This window comes from Helicobacter apodemus, from assembly GCF_003097575.1.
Classification (GTDB): Bacteria; Campylobacterota; Campylobacteria; order Campylobacterales; family Helicobacteraceae; genus Helicobacter_D; species Helicobacter_D apodemus.
The window spans coordinates 780,501-796,618 of record NZ_CP021886.1 but is presented as its reverse complement, the minus strand read 5'-3'; the positions used below and the strand labels follow the sequence as shown (position 1 = coordinate 796,618).

At 31.9% G+C, this 16,118-nt stretch carries 14 protein-coding genes and 2 pseudogenes; 7 read left to right on the top strand and 9 right to left on the bottom strand.

The features are described 5' to 3' along the window. Positions 1–7: 7 nt before the first annotated feature. From CDV25_RS03810 to leuC, 5 genes are read left to right on the top strand one after another with little or no spacing between them, the layout of a single operon-like run. Positions 8–592 carry a hypothetical protein gene (locus CDV25_RS03810; RefSeq protein WP_108910843.1) on the top strand — a complete coding sequence of 195 codons (585 nt, stop codon included), beginning with the start codon at positions 8–10 and terminating at the stop codon, positions 590–592. Then, positions 589–1,593 (top strand): PQQ-binding-like beta-propeller repeat protein, encoded by a 1,005-nt coding sequence (locus CDV25_RS03805; RefSeq protein ID WP_108910842.1) that lies wholly within the window; start codon positions 589–591, stop codon positions 1,591–1,593. The genes CDV25_RS03810 and CDV25_RS03805 overlap by 4 nt, the downstream gene beginning before the upstream one ends. A 7-nt stretch (positions 1,594–1,600) precedes the next feature. Next, complete coding sequence (locus CDV25_RS03800; protein ID WP_034554281.1) at positions 1,601–2,239, top strand: type III pantothenate kinase; 639 nt, start codon at positions 1,601–1,603, stop codon at positions 2,237–2,239. Beyond that, positions 2,236–2,847, top strand: a complete 612-nt coding sequence (hisG, locus tag CDV25_RS03795; RefSeq protein ID WP_108910841.1) for an ATP phosphoribosyltransferase — start codon at positions 2,236–2,238, stop codon at positions 2,845–2,847. Before CDV25_RS03800 ends, hisG begins: the two co-directional genes overlap by 4 nt. Positions 2,848–2,856: 9 nt before the next feature. After that, a complete protein-coding gene (gene leuC / locus CDV25_RS03790; RefSeq protein WP_108910840.1) occupies positions 2,857–4,125 on the top strand; it encodes a 3-isopropylmalate dehydratase large subunit in 1,269 nt (422 codons plus the stop codon). Here the strand turns inward: leuC and CDV25_RS03785 are convergent, their stop codons facing one another. Continuing rightward, on the bottom strand, positions 4,126–4,518 hold the full coding sequence (locus CDV25_RS03785; RefSeq protein ID WP_108910839.1) for a hypothetical protein: 393 nt from the start codon (positions 4,516–4,518) through the stop codon (positions 4,126–4,128). Positions 4,519–4,631: 113 nt separating this feature from the next. Here CDV25_RS03785 and CDV25_RS03780 point away from each other — a divergent pair, with 113 nt between their 5' ends. After that, positions 4,632–5,837: a 2,3,4,5-tetrahydropyridine-2,6-carboxylate N-succinyltransferase gene (locus CDV25_RS03780; RefSeq protein WP_108910838.1), complete on the top strand. Its 1,206-nt coding sequence runs from the start codon at positions 4,632–4,634 to the stop codon at positions 5,835–5,837. A gap of 532 nt (positions 5,838–6,369) precedes the next feature. Continuing rightward, entirely contained in the window at positions 6,370–6,654 is a 285-nt protein-coding gene (locus CDV25_RS03775; protein ID WP_108910837.1) for a hypothetical protein, read from the top strand. Between the two features lie 315 nt (positions 6,655–6,969). On the opposite strand, the gene CDV25_RS10905 is transcribed toward CDV25_RS03775, so the two are convergent. From CDV25_RS10905 to CDV25_RS03745, 8 genes and pseudogenes are all read right to left on the bottom strand, one after another. Beyond that, positions 6,970–7,560 (bottom strand): methyl-accepting chemotaxis protein, encoded by a 591-nt coding sequence (locus CDV25_RS10905; protein ID WP_432805891.1) that lies wholly within the window; start codon positions 7,558–7,560, stop codon positions 6,970–6,972. Between the two features lie 192 nt (positions 7,561–7,752). Continuing rightward, positions 7,753–8,916: pseudogene (locus tag CDV25_RS10950) on the bottom strand (cache domain-containing protein); the annotation flags it as partial. A 290-nt stretch (positions 8,917–9,206) separates the two neighbouring features. After that, complete coding sequence (locus CDV25_RS10895) at positions 9,207–9,797, bottom strand: methyl-accepting chemotaxis protein (RefSeq protein ID WP_432805891.1); 591 nt, start codon at positions 9,795–9,797, stop codon at positions 9,207–9,209. Positions 9,798–9,989: 192 nt separating this feature from the next. Beyond that, positions 9,990–10,133: pseudogene (locus tag CDV25_RS10890) on the bottom strand (hypothetical protein); the annotation flags it as partial. 1,298 nt (positions 10,134–11,431) lie between these two features. Beyond that, positions 11,432–12,421, bottom strand: coding sequence for a tRNA lysidine(34) synthetase TilS (gene tilS / locus CDV25_RS03760; protein ID WP_108910834.1), 990 nt, complete (start codon positions 12,419–12,421; stop codon positions 11,432–11,434). Beyond that, complete coding sequence (rimO, locus tag CDV25_RS03755; RefSeq protein WP_108910833.1) at positions 12,408–13,739, bottom strand: 30S ribosomal protein S12 methylthiotransferase RimO; 1,332 nt, start codon at positions 13,737–13,739, stop codon at positions 12,408–12,410. The genes tilS and rimO overlap by 14 nt, the downstream gene beginning before the upstream one ends. Further along, the gene (ruvA, locus tag CDV25_RS03750; RefSeq protein ID WP_108910832.1) at positions 13,740–14,315 is read right to left on the bottom strand and encodes a Holliday junction branch migration protein RuvA; all 576 of its coding nucleotides are present in this window, start codon (positions 14,313–14,315) and stop codon (positions 13,740–13,742) included. Between the two features lie 2 nt (positions 14,316–14,317). Further along, positions 14,318–16,114, bottom strand: coding sequence for a FapA family protein (locus tag CDV25_RS03745; RefSeq protein WP_108910831.1), 1,797 nt, complete (start codon positions 16,112–16,114; stop codon positions 14,318–14,320). Between the last annotated feature and the right edge of the window lie 4 nt (positions 16,115–16,118).

Below are 16,118 nucleotides of genomic sequence, written 5' to 3'. Positions count from 1 at the left end.
AGAGAAAATGAGCTTGCGACAAAATGTTAATTATGTTAAAGATGAATTTAACAATAATGAAAAAATGCTAGAGGGCTTAATACGATTTGAAGGTTGGTTTAAACGTTATAAAATCCCTATTATTGTGCTTGTTGCTGCTTTGATTTCTTGGTTGGTTGTGTATAATATTATGAGTTACTATCAAGAAAAACAACAATTAAAAATAGCGAATTTTTATGAAAAGGCGTTATTAGGAGAGACAATAGCCCTTCAGTCTTTAAAGGAAAGTCAAAGTAAGCTTTATGATTTGTATCTTTTTCAAAAAGCTCTTTTTGCTAATGATAAAGCCACTTTAGAGCAATTACAATCCTCTAAAGATCCTATAATCGCTAAATTTTCTAAATACCAAAATGCGAGTTTAAATCGGAATATTGAGGTTTTAAATTTACAGGATTCTACAGAGTTTGGCTATCTTCAAGCTGCTTTTTTAGAGATAGAAAAGGGAAATTTTAAGGAAGCAAAGAATATCTTAGAGAAAATACAAAATAATTCCCCTACAAAAGATATTGCTAATGCTTTAGAGCATTTAACTATAAAAGGAATTAAAGAATGAAAAAGATTGGTTTGGTTGGATATTGTCTTTTAGCGGTTTTTATTGTAGGTTGTGGGTCGAAATTTTATTTTAACCCCAAAAAAGAAGAAGTTCAAGGAAAAATCTCTCATACAAGCACAATTAACTCCCCTATTGTTTTTATAACACGTAATGGAGCAACTTTGAAAAATGGACAATTTATTACAAAAAATGGAGAGATTCCTGAAATATTTTTGCCAAAGAATGCTCGCTATTTAAATGAATCTGAAGAATATTATTTAGCAACGAATAATCTTAAAGAATTGATTTTAATCCACAAAGAAACAAAAGAGACTCGTTCCTTACGATTTGATTTTAATCCTGTAAGTGCTAGTATGCGAGATAATTTAATTGCTTTAGTCTTTGATAATAATACTTTAAGTATTTTTGATATTCAAACTAATAAGAGTCTTTATAAACTAGAAAATCCTCCTGCACCCACTAATGATACTTTGATTGCTTCTCCTTATTTCTTAGGGGATATTATTATTTTACCTACTTTAGATGGTAAGCTTGCTATTGTTGATAAAATCAATATGAAAATGGTGCGTAATATTGTTGTTAATGGGGATAAGTATTTTAATAATGTTATTTTTCTAGAAGCCATTGACAATCGTATGGTCGCTGCTACGCCTAAACGCGTTATTTCAGTTAGTCCTTCGGTGATTAACACTTTTGAAGCAAATATTAAAGATATTTTATTTGTAGGCGATAGGATTTTTTTATTTACTTCAGAGGGTGAAGTTATTTTAACGGATAGGGATTTAAATGAAATAAAACGTATTAAATTCCCTTTTGCACATTTTACGGGGGCAAGTCATGGTCAAAAGATTAGTATCTTAGAAACGCGTGGGTATATGATTAATATTGCAGATGATTTAAGCGATCATGAGATTATAGAGATTCCAGGTAAAATTAAAAAACCTGTTTTTAGTGCAAATAGAAAAATTTTTGTTAATGATTCATATTTTCAAATTAAATAGGTTATAAATGATTCTCTGTGATATAGGAAATTCTTTTTTGCATTTTTATTATCACGGAAAGGTTTGGAGGGAGAGTAAGGATAATCTTTCTGTAAAAGATTCTAAAGAGATTATTATTTTTATTAGTGTTAATGAGGAATTGACAAAAACTTTATTGTATTCACACGCTAGTTGTTTTGATTTAACGCCTTTTTTATCGCTTGATACTAATTATAAGGGATTGGGGGTTGATAGAATTGCCGCTTGCAAAGCCATTAAAGATGGTGTTATTGTGGATGCAGGAAGTGCAATTACCATTGATGTAATGCAACAAGGCATTCATCTAGGGGGTTATATACTTCCCGGGATTGCTCAATATAAAAAAGTATTGGGTTTAATTCCCATTTTAGATTGTGAAATGAATCTTGGTGTAAGTGTTGATACTTTTCCTCAAAATACAAGAGATGCGGTAAGTTTTGGTATGCTAAAGTCTATTCTTTTAATGATAGAAAATACTTCTAAAAGTAAAAAAATTTATTTCACCGGTGGGGATGGAAAGTTTTTATCGCGTTTTTTTGTAAATTGTATTTATGATGAATTATTGGTTTTTAAAGGTATGCAAAAAGTTATTACAGAGGAGATTACTTCAAAGGGTATCGTATTATGATAAAGGTTGCTTTGCCTAAAGGCAGAATTGGTGAAAAAGCTTTAGAGGTTTTTGAGGGGTTTTTGCAAGAAAAATTATGCTTTGAAAATAGAAAGCTTATTTTGCAAAAGAATGATTTTTGTTTTATGTTAGTGAGGAATCAAGATGTTCCTGTTTATATCAAAAGGGGAGCTGCTGATATTGGTGTAGTGGGTTTAGATGTTTTAGAAGAGCAGCAAAGCCCCTTGGTGCGTTTATTAGATTTAGGGTTTGGGAGATGCAAAGTAGTCCTTGGTTCTCCTAATGGATATGTGCTAGATTTTTCAAAACCAAATTTAAAAATTGCTACAAAAATGGAAAATATTACGAAAGCTTTTTTTGCTAGAAAGGCTTTAAGTGTCGAGGTTATTAAACTTTATGGTTCTATAGAATTAGCCCCTTTAGTGGGTATGGCAGATGCGATTGTAGATTTAGTGGAAACTGGAGATACAATGCGGCAAAACAATCTTAAAGTCGATGAAGTAATTATGGAAGTGAGTGCTTATTTGGTCGCAAATCCAAATAGTTTTTATTCCCAAAAAATAAAAATCTTAAAAATTCGGGATTTTTTTAAAAATAGGATTAAGTAAGGAGTGAAAATGGGACAAACAATTACAGAAAAAATTTTTTCCGAACATATTGGAGAGGAAGTTTATGCAGGAGATATAGTAGATTGTAAGATTGATATGGTAATTGGTAATGATATTACCACACCACTTTCTATTAAAGCTTATGAGCAAAGCGGTGCTAAAAATCTTGCAAATCCAGAGGGATTTTGTATTGTAATGGATCATTTTATTCCAGCAAAGGATATTGCAAGTGCTAATCAAGCAAAAATTAGTCGGGATTTTGCTAAGAAGCATAAGCTTAAATATTTCTTTGATGAAAAAGATATGGGTATTGAACACGCTCTTTTGCCAGAGAAAGGTTTAGTGGTTAGTGGAGATGTGATTATCGGTGCAGACTCTCATACTTGCACACACGGAGCATTAGGAGCATTTAGCACAGGTATGGGAAGCACCGATTTAGCCTATGCGATGATTACGGGAAAAAATTGGTTTAAAATCCCTAGCTCTATTAAAGTAGAATTTATTGGTAAGCCCGCTAAACATATTTATGGCAAAGATTTGATTTTAGAAGTTATCCGACAAATTGGTGTTGATGGGGCTTTATACCAAGCTTTGGAGTTTTGTGGGGAAGGAGTTGGGCATTTAAATATGGATGATAGATTCTCACTCTGTAATATGGCTATTGAAGCAGGGGCAAAAAATGGAATTATCGCTGTTGATGAGGTTACAAGAGAGTTTTTGCGACAAAGGAAAAGTTTAAGGGCTAAACCTAGGGAGTTTTTCTCTGATAATGATGCGAATTATACGCAAACTTTACAGATTGATATTAGCACTTTAGAACCCGTGATCGCTTACCCATTTTTGCCTAGTAATGGAAAGAGTGTTACACAAGCAGTGCGTGATGATTTAAAAATCGATCAAGTGTTTATTGGGAGCTGCACTAATGGGAGATTAAGCGATTTACGCATTGCTAGTGAGATTTTAAAGGGTAAAAAAGTGCATAATGATGTGCGATTAATTGTAACACCTGGGACGCAACAAATCTATAAAGATGCTCATAAATTAGGTTATATTGATATTTTATTAGAAGCTGGAGCTTTGATTTCTAATCCCACTTGTGGAGCGTGTCTAGGAGGATATATGGGGATTTTAGGCGATAATGAACGTTGTGTTTCTACAACAAATCGTAATTTTGTAGGGAGAATGGGTGCAAGGAATTCTGAAGTTTATCTTGCAAACTCTGCAGTTGCGGCTATAAGTGCTATTAAGGGCAAAATAGCGGATCCACGCGAAATTTAGTTATCGTTTGTTTAATCCGCTCTCTAAGGCTTTGTCTAAAAGCTCTTTGCGGTTTGGGTTTATGGATTTAAAATATTTTTCTATTTCTAAAACTAATTTAGCATTGACATTTTTGTGAGAGGCTAGAATACTGACAAATTCTAAATCAAAGTTTTCATTTTCTTGAAAATAAGAGGTGTGGTGTATCTTAGCAAGGCTGCTATATTGATGGAGGGTTTCTAAAGTATTTTCTTTTTGCCTTAAAAGCTCTAGAATCTCTTTGGCATTTGGCATTTTTTCTTGTTTTTTGGGGGGTTGGGTATTTTTGTAAAAAAAGAATATAAAAAACAATGCGATAAAAATTAGTCCAATGCTTAAGAAAATAATAACTAATACCCAATCCTTTTGCTGCATTTTTTGCCTTTAATGTTTTTTTAAGATTGTAGCATTTTCTTAAAGAAAATTTCATAAATTTATGGAATCTATAGTGGAATATTCTTATAATTGAAAGAAAATAAGGAGTTTTTATGAGTATTGAAGCATTTAAAGAAAAGGTTGCAAAAATAGAGGCTAAGCGTGATTATAAGAAACCTTTAGGTTTTGGCATTTGTTATGCGGATGTGGGCGTTATGAATAATAAAGTCTTGCAGGCAACTTATCCAGTGTTGAATTGGGATGAAAATTTTGGGAGTTATGCGATTTTTTGGGATTTGCGTGATAAATGTGAGATTTTAGAGGATAGTGAGAGTGAGTTTGTTTTTGGTATTACAGAGGAATTTATTATTCAAGCTTTAGAGGATTTTTCCCCTTTTATCGCACAAACACAAAGTAATCCTAACGCACATAAAAATGTCGCTGTTGTTTTAGAATTGCAAAGGGCTTTACAAGAGGGGAGAATTTATACAGATAACGGGGATTTTCGTTATCGTTTTTGTGCGATTTATCAAGATAAACAATGCCAAAGTGTGGAATCTGCTTATATGAAACTACTTGCGTTATCACTAGGAAAAGCACCGCTTAGGAGCTTGTATTTAGATGGTATTTTTGGGCTTTTAAGCAATGTTGCTTGGAGTGGGAATGTGCCTTTTGAGTTAGAATGGTTAAGGGAAAATGAGATTGCACTTAAAATGCGTGGAGAGTTTCCGGCAATTGATTTTGTTGATAAGTTTCCTCGTTATTTAATGCAAGTTATTCCACAATATGACAATATCCGCTTGTTAGATACTGCTAAAACAAGATTTGGTGCGTATTTAGGGAATGGAGGTTATACCCAAATGCCAGGGGCTAGTTATGTGAATTTTAATGCAGGAGCAATGGGTGCTTGTATGAATGAGGGGCGTATTAGTTCAAGTGTTATTGTGGGTGAAGGTAGTGATGTAGGCGGTGGAGCTAGTATTTTAGGGGTTTTAAGCGGTGGAAATTCTGACCCTATTAGTATTGGTAAAAATTGTCTTTTAGGGGTAAATAGCTCTACAGGCATTTCTTTAGGGGATGGTTGTATTGTCGATGGTGGAATCGCAGTTTTAGCAGGAACTATTTTTAAAATCTCTTTAGAGGAAGCACAGAAATTAGCAGAGATTAATCCGGGATTTGAAATTAAAGAGAGTGGAATCTACAAGGGTAGAGAGTTATCGGGTAAAAATGGGGTGCATTTTAGATGTGATTCTAAGAGTGGGAATATGATAGCTTTTCGCTCTAATCGTAAAATTGAACTTAATGCTGCTTTGCATTAAGGAATTCCTACTTTTTGGTAGGATGAGTGAGACTTAAATTTTTGCCTTTATTTTTATACGCAACATACTTAATCTATACAAGACTTCTTTATAAACTACAAAAAGCTTTTTGTAGTTTTAAACCCTTTTTGCATTATGCTTCAAAATAAGCTAAAGTTTAAATCGGTATTTTTCTTTTAAATATTGAGAAGTTTAAAGTGTCAAAAGAAATACAAAACACTAATGCGGGATTATATCAAATCTAGTATTTTTGATTACAGAGGTTATAGAAAAATGTAAAGAGGGATTGGAAAGAGGCTAAAAATGAAAATTTAAATATTTTAGTAGTTGGTAAAACAGGAGCTGGTAAAAGCTTTTTGGTGAATCACTCCCATTTAAGAAGTGAGGGGTTCCTAATTAAATCTAAGTAATCCTAGCTAACACACAAGATTTTGTTTATGGGCTAATTTCTAACTCAAACTAATCTAATCTAATCCTCTTTGTAAGATATTTATATATCTTTTATAAGACTTCTCTTATAAACTTTGGTTATGTGAATGCTGCTGTTTGGATTGATAAGACTTTTAATGATATTTTTACTGCTTCTGTTGAAGCTGGGATTAAGAAATATGTTAAGAATGACTTTAAAACAGGGGTTAAAGTTAATCGACAAGCATTTGATAGCAGTTCGAAGTTTTTAAATACTATGGATTATGTGAATGCGGGATTAGTCCTTAATCTTAATGATGATACAACCTATGGTCTTTACTACCAAGGTGTAGGTGGAAAAGATAACTTTAGCCATACAGCCCTTTGGAAGGTAAGTTACTTGTGGTAAGGGAAGTAGGCATAGCTAATAGTTATTTGATTGTGGTGCATTGGTTAAAATGAATTGGGAATAACTATTTGATGATAATACCAGAGGAAACAAAAGAGGCAATCAAGACAAAGGGTAAAGTTAATGGTAGTAATGATTTTGCCTTCATCTATTTGTCTAAGATTCCATTGTTGTCCTTAAGTTTGCACTATATAGGAACATTGAACATATTTTATAAGAATTAAAGAGATTAATGAAATTAAAGAAAGAAATAAAGGATAATAAAGAGATTATTAGAGAATAATTAAAGAGATTCCTTTTAAAGAAGAAGTTTCCCTAAAACTTCTTCTTATTAACATCTTCTAATATCTCTTGAGCTATAGCATTAACATTTTGTGTAACACTATTGGTATCATTAACAATCTCTACATTATTTTGTGTAACACCCTCTAATTGATTAATAGCTTCATTAATTTGTGAAATACCCTCTGTTTGTTCTTTAATAGATTCACTCATATCATTAATACCTTGCACTAAGACATTAACATTAGCTTCAATCTCATTTAAAGACTTTCCTGTTCTCTCTGCTAATTTTCTAACTTCATCTGCAACAACTGCAAAGCCTCTTCCGTGTTCTCCTGCTCTTGCTGCTTCAATAGCTGCATTTAATGCTAAGAGATTAGTTTGATCGGCAATATCTTTAATCACACTTACGATATTTTTAATATCCTCTGCTTGTCTTGTAACCTCTCCTGTCTTATCACTAACATTTTGCATAGAGCTAGAGATTTCTTCAATAGCAGTAGCGGATTCTTCTAAAGAATTAGCTTGGGTATGAGAGCCTTCTGTTAATCGCTTCATAGCTTCTTGTAAAGCATTAGATTGTTCCCCTAAGCTCTTAGCAGAAGTAGCACTTGTTTGAAGCATAGCTTTAATCTCTTGCCCTAAAGTATTAGTTGTTACTTCTACACTTCCTCTAGCATTAGGAATCTCTGTTGTAAAGTCTAGGGATTTATAAGATTCAAAAACCCTATTAATTTCATTCATATTAGAACCTACTTTAGATTGTAAAGTTTCTAACATTTGGTTCAAAACATTTTTTAATTCTACTAATTGAGGATTATGAGGAGTTTCTGTAATTCTTGCTGTAAGATTTCCTGCTTCTATTTCTTTAGCAGTGGCTACAGATTGTTCTACAGCTTTTGTATCTTGTTCTAAGCCTTTTTGGGTAGAGATAATATTTTTATTGATGATAGAACCCATTTTACCTATTTCATCATTGGCATTAATTTTAACAGGCTTAAGCTCTATTTTTTCGTGATTTAAGAAGCGGAAGAAAATTTCTAAAGCATTAGCTAAAATAGGAAGTCTTTTAGCAACTATTAGTTGTATGCAATAATAGACGACTGCTAGAACTATGACTAAAAATATAATGCCAATAAGAATTAGTAGTAATTGTAGATTATAAAGTGTTTCTAAAACAGAACTTTCAGGAGAGGTTACCAAAATACTCCAACTACTTGTATTTCTAAATGTGTGAAATGAAGCAACAGCGGCAAAACTTTCTGCTCCAGTTGTTGTAACATAATTTTCAAAAATTGCAGAAGAGCCTGCTCTAATAGTATCCAAGATGGCTTTTGTTTGGGTGCTGTTATTAATGTCTTGTAGGTTTTTAAGAACGATAGAGCTATTTTTATGCACAGCAATGATTCCATCTTGAGTTATTAAAGCCCTTGTATCTCCTTGATATAAATCAAGTTTGTCATTTAAGAGATAAGCGGCAAAGTTTGCTAAATTAAACATAAAAGCAATAGCACCTATATATCTTCCGTTTCTATCAACAATGGGTGTTGCGATATTGATTCCTACAAATTCCCCTTGTTGTGCAATATTAAATTTACCTGGACGACCAATTAGTATAGTGTTTCTATCAGGAGTGGTTTTCATTTGATTGCGGAGCTGTTGCATTACAGGGAAATTTTTAAGACTTTCGTTAAATTGTATAGCTTCTACCCCACCAGGTCTAGTAGTATCACTATCTGAAAATATCATTCCAAAGTTGCCTAATTCGCTTTTATATTGGCTTATAATATTCGTTCCTTTTAACATAGACTCATCTTCTAAATATAAAAATGCGTAAGTTGCATAAGAGGAAGAATCAAAAGTAGCTTTGATAAGAGTTTCAATTTGAGCGAGATTAAATTCACCATTTTTAATTTCATCATTCACAGAGCTCGTTAGTCCTACTATGAGGGCTATACTTTCATTTATAGCACCTTCCATTTTATTTGCATAACGTTTAGATGATTCTGTAAGAGTTTGTTTTATTTGATTACTCATATTTGTGGATACCCTAGAAGAAACAATGGCAATTAAAATTGTTATGCCTATGATAACAACAACAGATACTGACAATATAAGTTTTGCACCTATACTTAAAGATTTAAACATTTGAAATCTCCCTATAGCTAAATTTTAGATTTGTTGGCATTATACAACTAAATTCATTAAATCTCAATATAAAAAAATATTTTATGAGTTTGATTGAATTTTCCTTTAGACAAACAAACCTTCTAAAACTTCTTCTTATTAACATCTTCTAATATCTCTTGAGCTATAGCATTAACATTTTGTGTAACACTATTGGTATCATTAACAATCTCTACATTATTTTGTGTAACACCCTCTAATTGATTAATAGCTTCATTAATTTGTGAAATACCCTCTGTTTGTTCTTTAATAGATTCACTCATATCATTAATACCTTGCACTAAGACATTAACATTAGCTTCAATCTCATTTAAAGACTTTCCTGTTCTCTCTGCTAATTTTCTAACTTCATCTGCAACAACTGCAAAGCCTCTTCCGTGTTCTCCTGCTCTTGCTGCTTCAATAGCTGCATTTAATGCTAAGAGATTAGTTTGATCGGCAATATCTTTAATCACACTTACGATATTTTTAATATCCTCTGCTTGTCTTGTAACCTCTCCTGTCTTATCACTAACATTTTGCATAGAGCTAGAGATTTCTTCAATAGCAGTAGCGGATTCTTCTAAAGAATTAGCTTGGGTATGAGAGCCTTCTGTTAATCGCTTCATAGCTTCTTGTAAAGCATTAGATTGTTCCCCTAAGCTCTTAGCAGAAGTAGCACTTGTTTGAAGCATAGCTTTAATCTCTTGCCCTAAAGTATTAGTTGTTACTTCTACACTTCCTCTAGCATTAGGAATCTCTGTTGTAAAGTCTAGGGATTTATAAGATTCAAAAACCCTATTAATTTCATTCATATTAGAACCTACTTTAGATTGTAAAGTTTCTAACATTTGGTTCAAAACATTTTTTAATTCTACTAATTGAGGATTATGAGGAGTTTCTGTAATTCTTGCTGTAAGATTTCCTGCTTCTATTTCTTTAGCAGTGGCTACAGATTGTTCTACAGCTTTTGTATCTTGTTCTAAGCCTTTTTGGGTTTTTTGAATATTTTCATTAATGGCTACTGCCATTTGACCAAATTCGTCGTTAGATCTTGGTTTTAAGTTAGATGGATATTCGCCTTTATGTTGCAAGGCTCTAAAAAACTTAAAAAGATGGTTTGAGATATTAGTAATTCTTATTGTTATATTTCTGTGTATATAGAAGAATAATACCAAGATTAATATTAATAAAATAACAATACTGCAACCTAAGATAATATAATTTAATTTATAAACATTGGCATAAATGGAATCTATGGGAGCTAAAGCTAGAGTATTCCAAAAAATACCTGTTCTATAACCAATTTCAAAATTCGTTACCGCAACTAAATTTTTTTGCCCTTTGTAGTCTATAAAAGAAAATACTCCATTTTGGCGATTTTTAATAGCATCTATTAAGGTGTTATCATTTTTTGAATTGATAGCATTAGAGAAATTTTTTACAAGAAAATCTTTGTTGGGATGTGAAGCGATTGTTAAATCTTCTGAAACTAGGATTCTATAGTCATCATTAAAAAATGAATATTCATTGTTATTGAGTTCTTTCGATAGGTTCTCTAAATTAATAAATATTCCAACAACACCTTGCGTGATATTTTGTCGATCTTTTAAAGGAAAGTTAATGGCAATTCCCAAATGAGGTGATTCTCCCCCGACACTTTGTATGCTTGGATTACCCATAGATATTTTTCCGGTTTTTAATGTTTGCTGAACGCTTCTAAAATCTGTAATTACTTCATCTGGTGCTATCATTACTATACCACCTGGATTTTGAACGTCATTATCTTTAGCTATTAACATAAATCCACCATTGTTTAATTTATATGCAGAGGGTATTGTATCCCCAATGAAATTTGCATCTTTTATATAAATATAACTATAAGTTCCCCAATTATTATTATCTAGGACATTTACGACGCTTTCTGTTAAAGATTGTAATTTGTTATTAGAAGAATTTTGGATAAGCATTTGGATTCTTCCGTGAGAATTTGCAAGTGCTGTATAAACTTCATTAAAAACTATGAGAGAACTTTTAGCGGCATCTTGAGAAACCATTTCTAGTAAATCTTCGCTACTTTTTGATTGAATATTACAAGTAACAATAGAGATAATAATAGACAAAGACCCCAAACAAAGAATAAAAACTAATGAAACAATGATAGTAACTTTTGTGCCAATTTTTAGATTTTTAAACATAAATCCCCCTGTTTTGTATAAATTAGATTATTTTATAAATGAAATTATAATTATTCAGTCTTAAAAGATTGTAATTATTATGAAAAGTTAATAAAAAGTTTATTTTTGGTTCTTTAATTATCTTAAAGACCTTATGTTGGGAGCTTTTTTAAGGATTGTTGGTAATGGTAAAATTGGCGGAATTTTTTGGGGAGATTCATTTTTCTATAAATCTCCCTTTCTTGTTTATTTATCCTAATATTTAAGAGGTAGGGAAATATATAAATTTTATTATTTCTTTTTTCTAAAGCAATTTTGTCCCCAAATACTAAGGAATATTCTTGCAGGTTTAAGTATTTTTGGATTTGAAATTTTTGCTTTTTTGAGAGGATATACCCTAATTTTTTATAAGCTAAATCAATGGCATATAAGTCTTTTGGTGAAGAAGCAAAACAATAATATCCTCCTAAATCATCAAGTGCTAATGCAAATTTAGATTCCTCTAAAAGCTTAAAGCTAAAAGCAATTCCCTTTTTAAACTCTTCTAAAATCTTATGGGTAAAATGGTGGCGAAAATAATTGCGTTTAAAATGCGTATTAGAGTTGCTAAAATCTTCAAAATAAAAGATTTTTTGCTCTCTTAGATAGTTTAAAATTTCTTGTTTGCTAATACCTAGCATAGGGCGGAGAATATTATACTCATAGTCTTTGATTCTTTGGGTGATGTGAGGCTGTATCAGCATAGCATTGATATTTGTTCCTTTACAAAACTGCATTAAAAACCATTCAAACTTATCATCAAGTTGGTGTGCTAAGACAATATTAGTATAAGTTTCTTTTAAAGCTAGGCTTTGAAAAAATTCATAGCGGATAATTCTTGCATTATGCTCGAAGTTCTTTTCTATTTTTGGAGATTTTAAAATATGGCATTGTTTATTATCCCAAAAACAGAGTGTTTTTGCCCTTTGTATTTCTAAGATGGATTGACACCTCGTGCCATAATCTACAATAGCTATATCAAAGTTAATGCCATAAGATTTTAACAAAAAATAAAGTGCGGTAGAATCAGCTCCACTTGAGAAAGCTAAGAGATTTTTCCCTCCTCTTAGGATTTCTAAAAACTCTAATTTAGGCTTTTCCAATAACACAACCTATAAGAGTATCCCCTACAATTTCTGTTATTTTTATGCGATAAAATCCAAATTCTAAAGATTCTTCAAAGGTTTTATCATTAATTAAAATCTCTCCATCAATTTCTGGAGCAAATCGTATATCCCTTGCTTTATAGAAGTATTCACTTTCCTCACTAATGCCCTCTAATATGGCAGTAATTTCTTTGCCTACTAAATTTTTTAGGCTTTGTTGGTATTGCTTTTGAAAAAGAGTATGGATTTGTTTTAGCCTTATATTTTTAATTTTTTGTGGGATTTGTTCCATCATCGCACTTTTTGTCCCTTCTTCACAAGAAAAGCTAAAGAAATTTATCCTATCAAAGTGAAAAGATTCTACAAAATCGCAAAGTTCTTTGAAGTCTTCTTCTTCCTCTCCGGGATGCCCTATGATAAAGCTTGTGCGGATAAAACTATTGGGAGCTTTTTGCATTAATTTTAAAAGATTTTTAAATCCCCCATTGCGCCCCATTTGTTGTAAAACTTTTTGAGAGCTATGTTGCAAGGGCATATCAAAATAATTATGAAAAACAGGGGATTGAATGATTTTTTGAATAAGTTTTGCAGAAGTTGTTGCGGGGTAGAGATATAAAATCCTTGCACTTTTAATAGGGATTCCTTCATAAACTAGATTTTCAATCCCTTCAATTAAATCCACTAATCCATCTTTAATGCCAAAATCTCTTAGGTATGAGCTTGAATCTTGGGAGATAAAAGTAAAGTCTCTAAAACCTTTTAAGGCGAGATTTTTCACTTCTTTAAGGGTTGAATCAAGTGTTCTTGAATGCAGCTTTCCTTTAAAGGAGGGGATAGCACAAAAGCTGCATTTTTGGTTGCATCCTTCAGAGAGTTTAATATAAGCGTGGATTGTAGAATTACTAATAATACGCATATTGTTTTGTATTAAAAAAGTTCCTTTTTGGTTAGAAACAATAGTTTTTCCACTTTGTTTTCTCTCTTGTATGAGTTTATCAATCTTATCATAATCCCCAACGCCTGTAATAATATCAATTTGTGGAATCTCCTCTTTTAGCTCTTTAGCATAACGTTCGCTTAAGCAACCACTTGCGATTAAAAGTGCATTTTCTTTTTTGTTTTCTAGAGCGTTTAAAATCTCTCCAATACTTTCTTTTTTAGCCGCTTCAATGAAGCCACAGGTATTAATGATAACTAAATCCGCTTCGCTTAAATTTTGGGTATTTTCATAATCTTTTAATTTCCCTAGCATAACCTCACTATCAACGAGATTTTTAGTGCAACCAAGCGAAATTAAATGCAGTTTTTTGCTCATTTATAAACCTTGTATTTTTTTTAAGGCAGCTTTTACCATTTGTCCTACTTCATTAGGCTCTAAATCTTTTGTTGCCTTGTGGATAATATCATTTTTATAGCCTAGGGATTCTAGGGCTAAGATAACTTGATGGAGATTAGAATCTTCTTTTGGTAGTGTATTATGGCTAAGCTCTAAAGACCAACCAGAGAGTTCTACTAAGATTCTACCTGCACTTTTTGGTCCAATTCCTGGCACCCTTTGCATAGATGTAATATCGTTGCTTTCAACGACTTTTGCAAAAGTTTGTGGGGTATAAGTTGAGAGGATTGCCATTGCTACTTTTGGTCCTACGCCATTAATTTTGATGAGAGTATCAAAAAGCTTTTGTTCATTTTTTTCTAAAAAACCAAAGAGTATTTGAGCATCTTCACGCAAGATATGCGTTGTTAAGAGGGTTAGTGTTTCACCTATTTTTTGGGAAATTTGATTGCTTGTTTGTAAGGAGATGAAAACTTCATAAACTACTCCTGCACATTTTAGGGCAATCTTTGTGGGTTCTTTTAAAAATATTTCACCTTCTAATGCTATAATCATTGTTACTCCTGCAAAATTAGTTGTTTAGTTTGTTTATTATAAGAAACTTTTTTGGGTTGGTTAGGTTTTGGGATAAGCATTAATTCTAGCTTTGGTGAATAGAAGTGATAATGCACTTCGTTATATCCTACCCAACCGCTTTGTATTTCAATTGTTGCATTTTGTGTTGCCTCATCAAAAGCGTTTAAGTCTTTTAGTGATTGTTTATAAGTTTGGCTAAGTTGGTTGATTGTTTCTTGTTTGTGTTTGAGGTCAAGAACAAGTTGATGATAGGCTTCAAATTCTTTAAGAAGATAACTAGGAGGGGTTGTTTTGGTGTTTTTATAAAACATTAGGTTTTTTCTTGTCTCATCTGCAGTTGGCTTGAGTTTTTGGATATGTGAGATCTCTGCTTTTAGTTCTTTAGTTAAAATAATAACTTGTTGCATTGAGTTATTCTTTGTCTTTATAAGTGTATTATAATATTCTTTAGCTTGTGGGCTGTAATTAGCAGCGATGAAAAATTTATTTTCTCCTTTTAACATTGTGGCAATTTTAATATTCTTTGTTGCGTATAAAAAGGCATTAGCATAGAGTTTTTGAATAAAAATCTCCTCTGCATAAACTTTTCCCCCATACATTTGTTCTATTTCTACTCTTTTTCCCTCGATAATACCTGTTTCAAGATTTTGTATTTTAATGATCTCTCCATATACATAACCTTTATGTATTTTAATGGTGGCATTTTGGGTATAAATTTTTGAGCTTTGGTGTGTAAATCCTCCTACATTGACTTCTTTGGCTTTTATTTCTGTGTAAGCACCAATGTTTCCAGCGATATTAACTCTTGAGGCTTCTACTTTCATTCCTTGCCCTAAAGATTCTTTGAGGCTATCTGCTTCTGTAATATTAATAGTAGTGCCGCTATCAATTCCTCCTATGAGCGAACCTGTCGTTTTAAGGCTTACTTCTTTAACTTCAAAAGTATCTTGAATTTGCAAATAATCTTTATCATATTTTAAAATCCCTCCTATGGCTGATAGATAATAGATGGCATTGGGATATTCTTTAGCTTTGATACTTGCACTATCATATTTTAGAGGGCTATTTTGATGGAGTGTTTTTGGCACTTCTGGGATAATATATTCTCCACGAGCATTTCTACCGGGTTTGCCTTGCAAGGCTTTATGATAAATACAAATAATTTCATTTTTATTAATGGTTTGAAAATTTTTTGTTATTTCTTTTTTAAATTCAAGTTTAGATTCTAGGGTTGGTAGAAGATTGATACCTTGAACTAAGAGATATTTTGCTTCTTGTTTTAGGGGGTATTCTAAGCTAGATAAAAACTCTTTTAAGGTTTTTTTTTCTGCAAATTCGTTAAAAATGAGGATTTTATTCCAAACTTTTATTTTCCTTATTTCTTCATAGAGGGATTCAAAGATGGTATCGGTATAAGTAAAACCTACCCTAAAGATTAAAAAAATTTCTGAAAATATTTTATCGGCTTGAAAATGGAATTGCCTCTGTTTTTTGGATTGTTCTTTGATTGTAATGCAATAATGTTGGGTAATAGTTAAATTTGAGTCTAAAAGATTATTGCGATTATTTAAAAAAAGATTAACTTCATTTTGTGGAATAAGCTTTAATTGTTGATCTTGAGAAGTTTTTTTGTAAGTTATAATACTTTGTAAATCAAAATCTAAAGTATTAGGGTCTTTATTAAATTTTGAGGCTACTTGTTTAATGGCTAATTTAATATTTTCACATTCATTAACATAGTAAGGCTGAAATGTCGAGCTTGGTTTTTTGTTTAACATATTC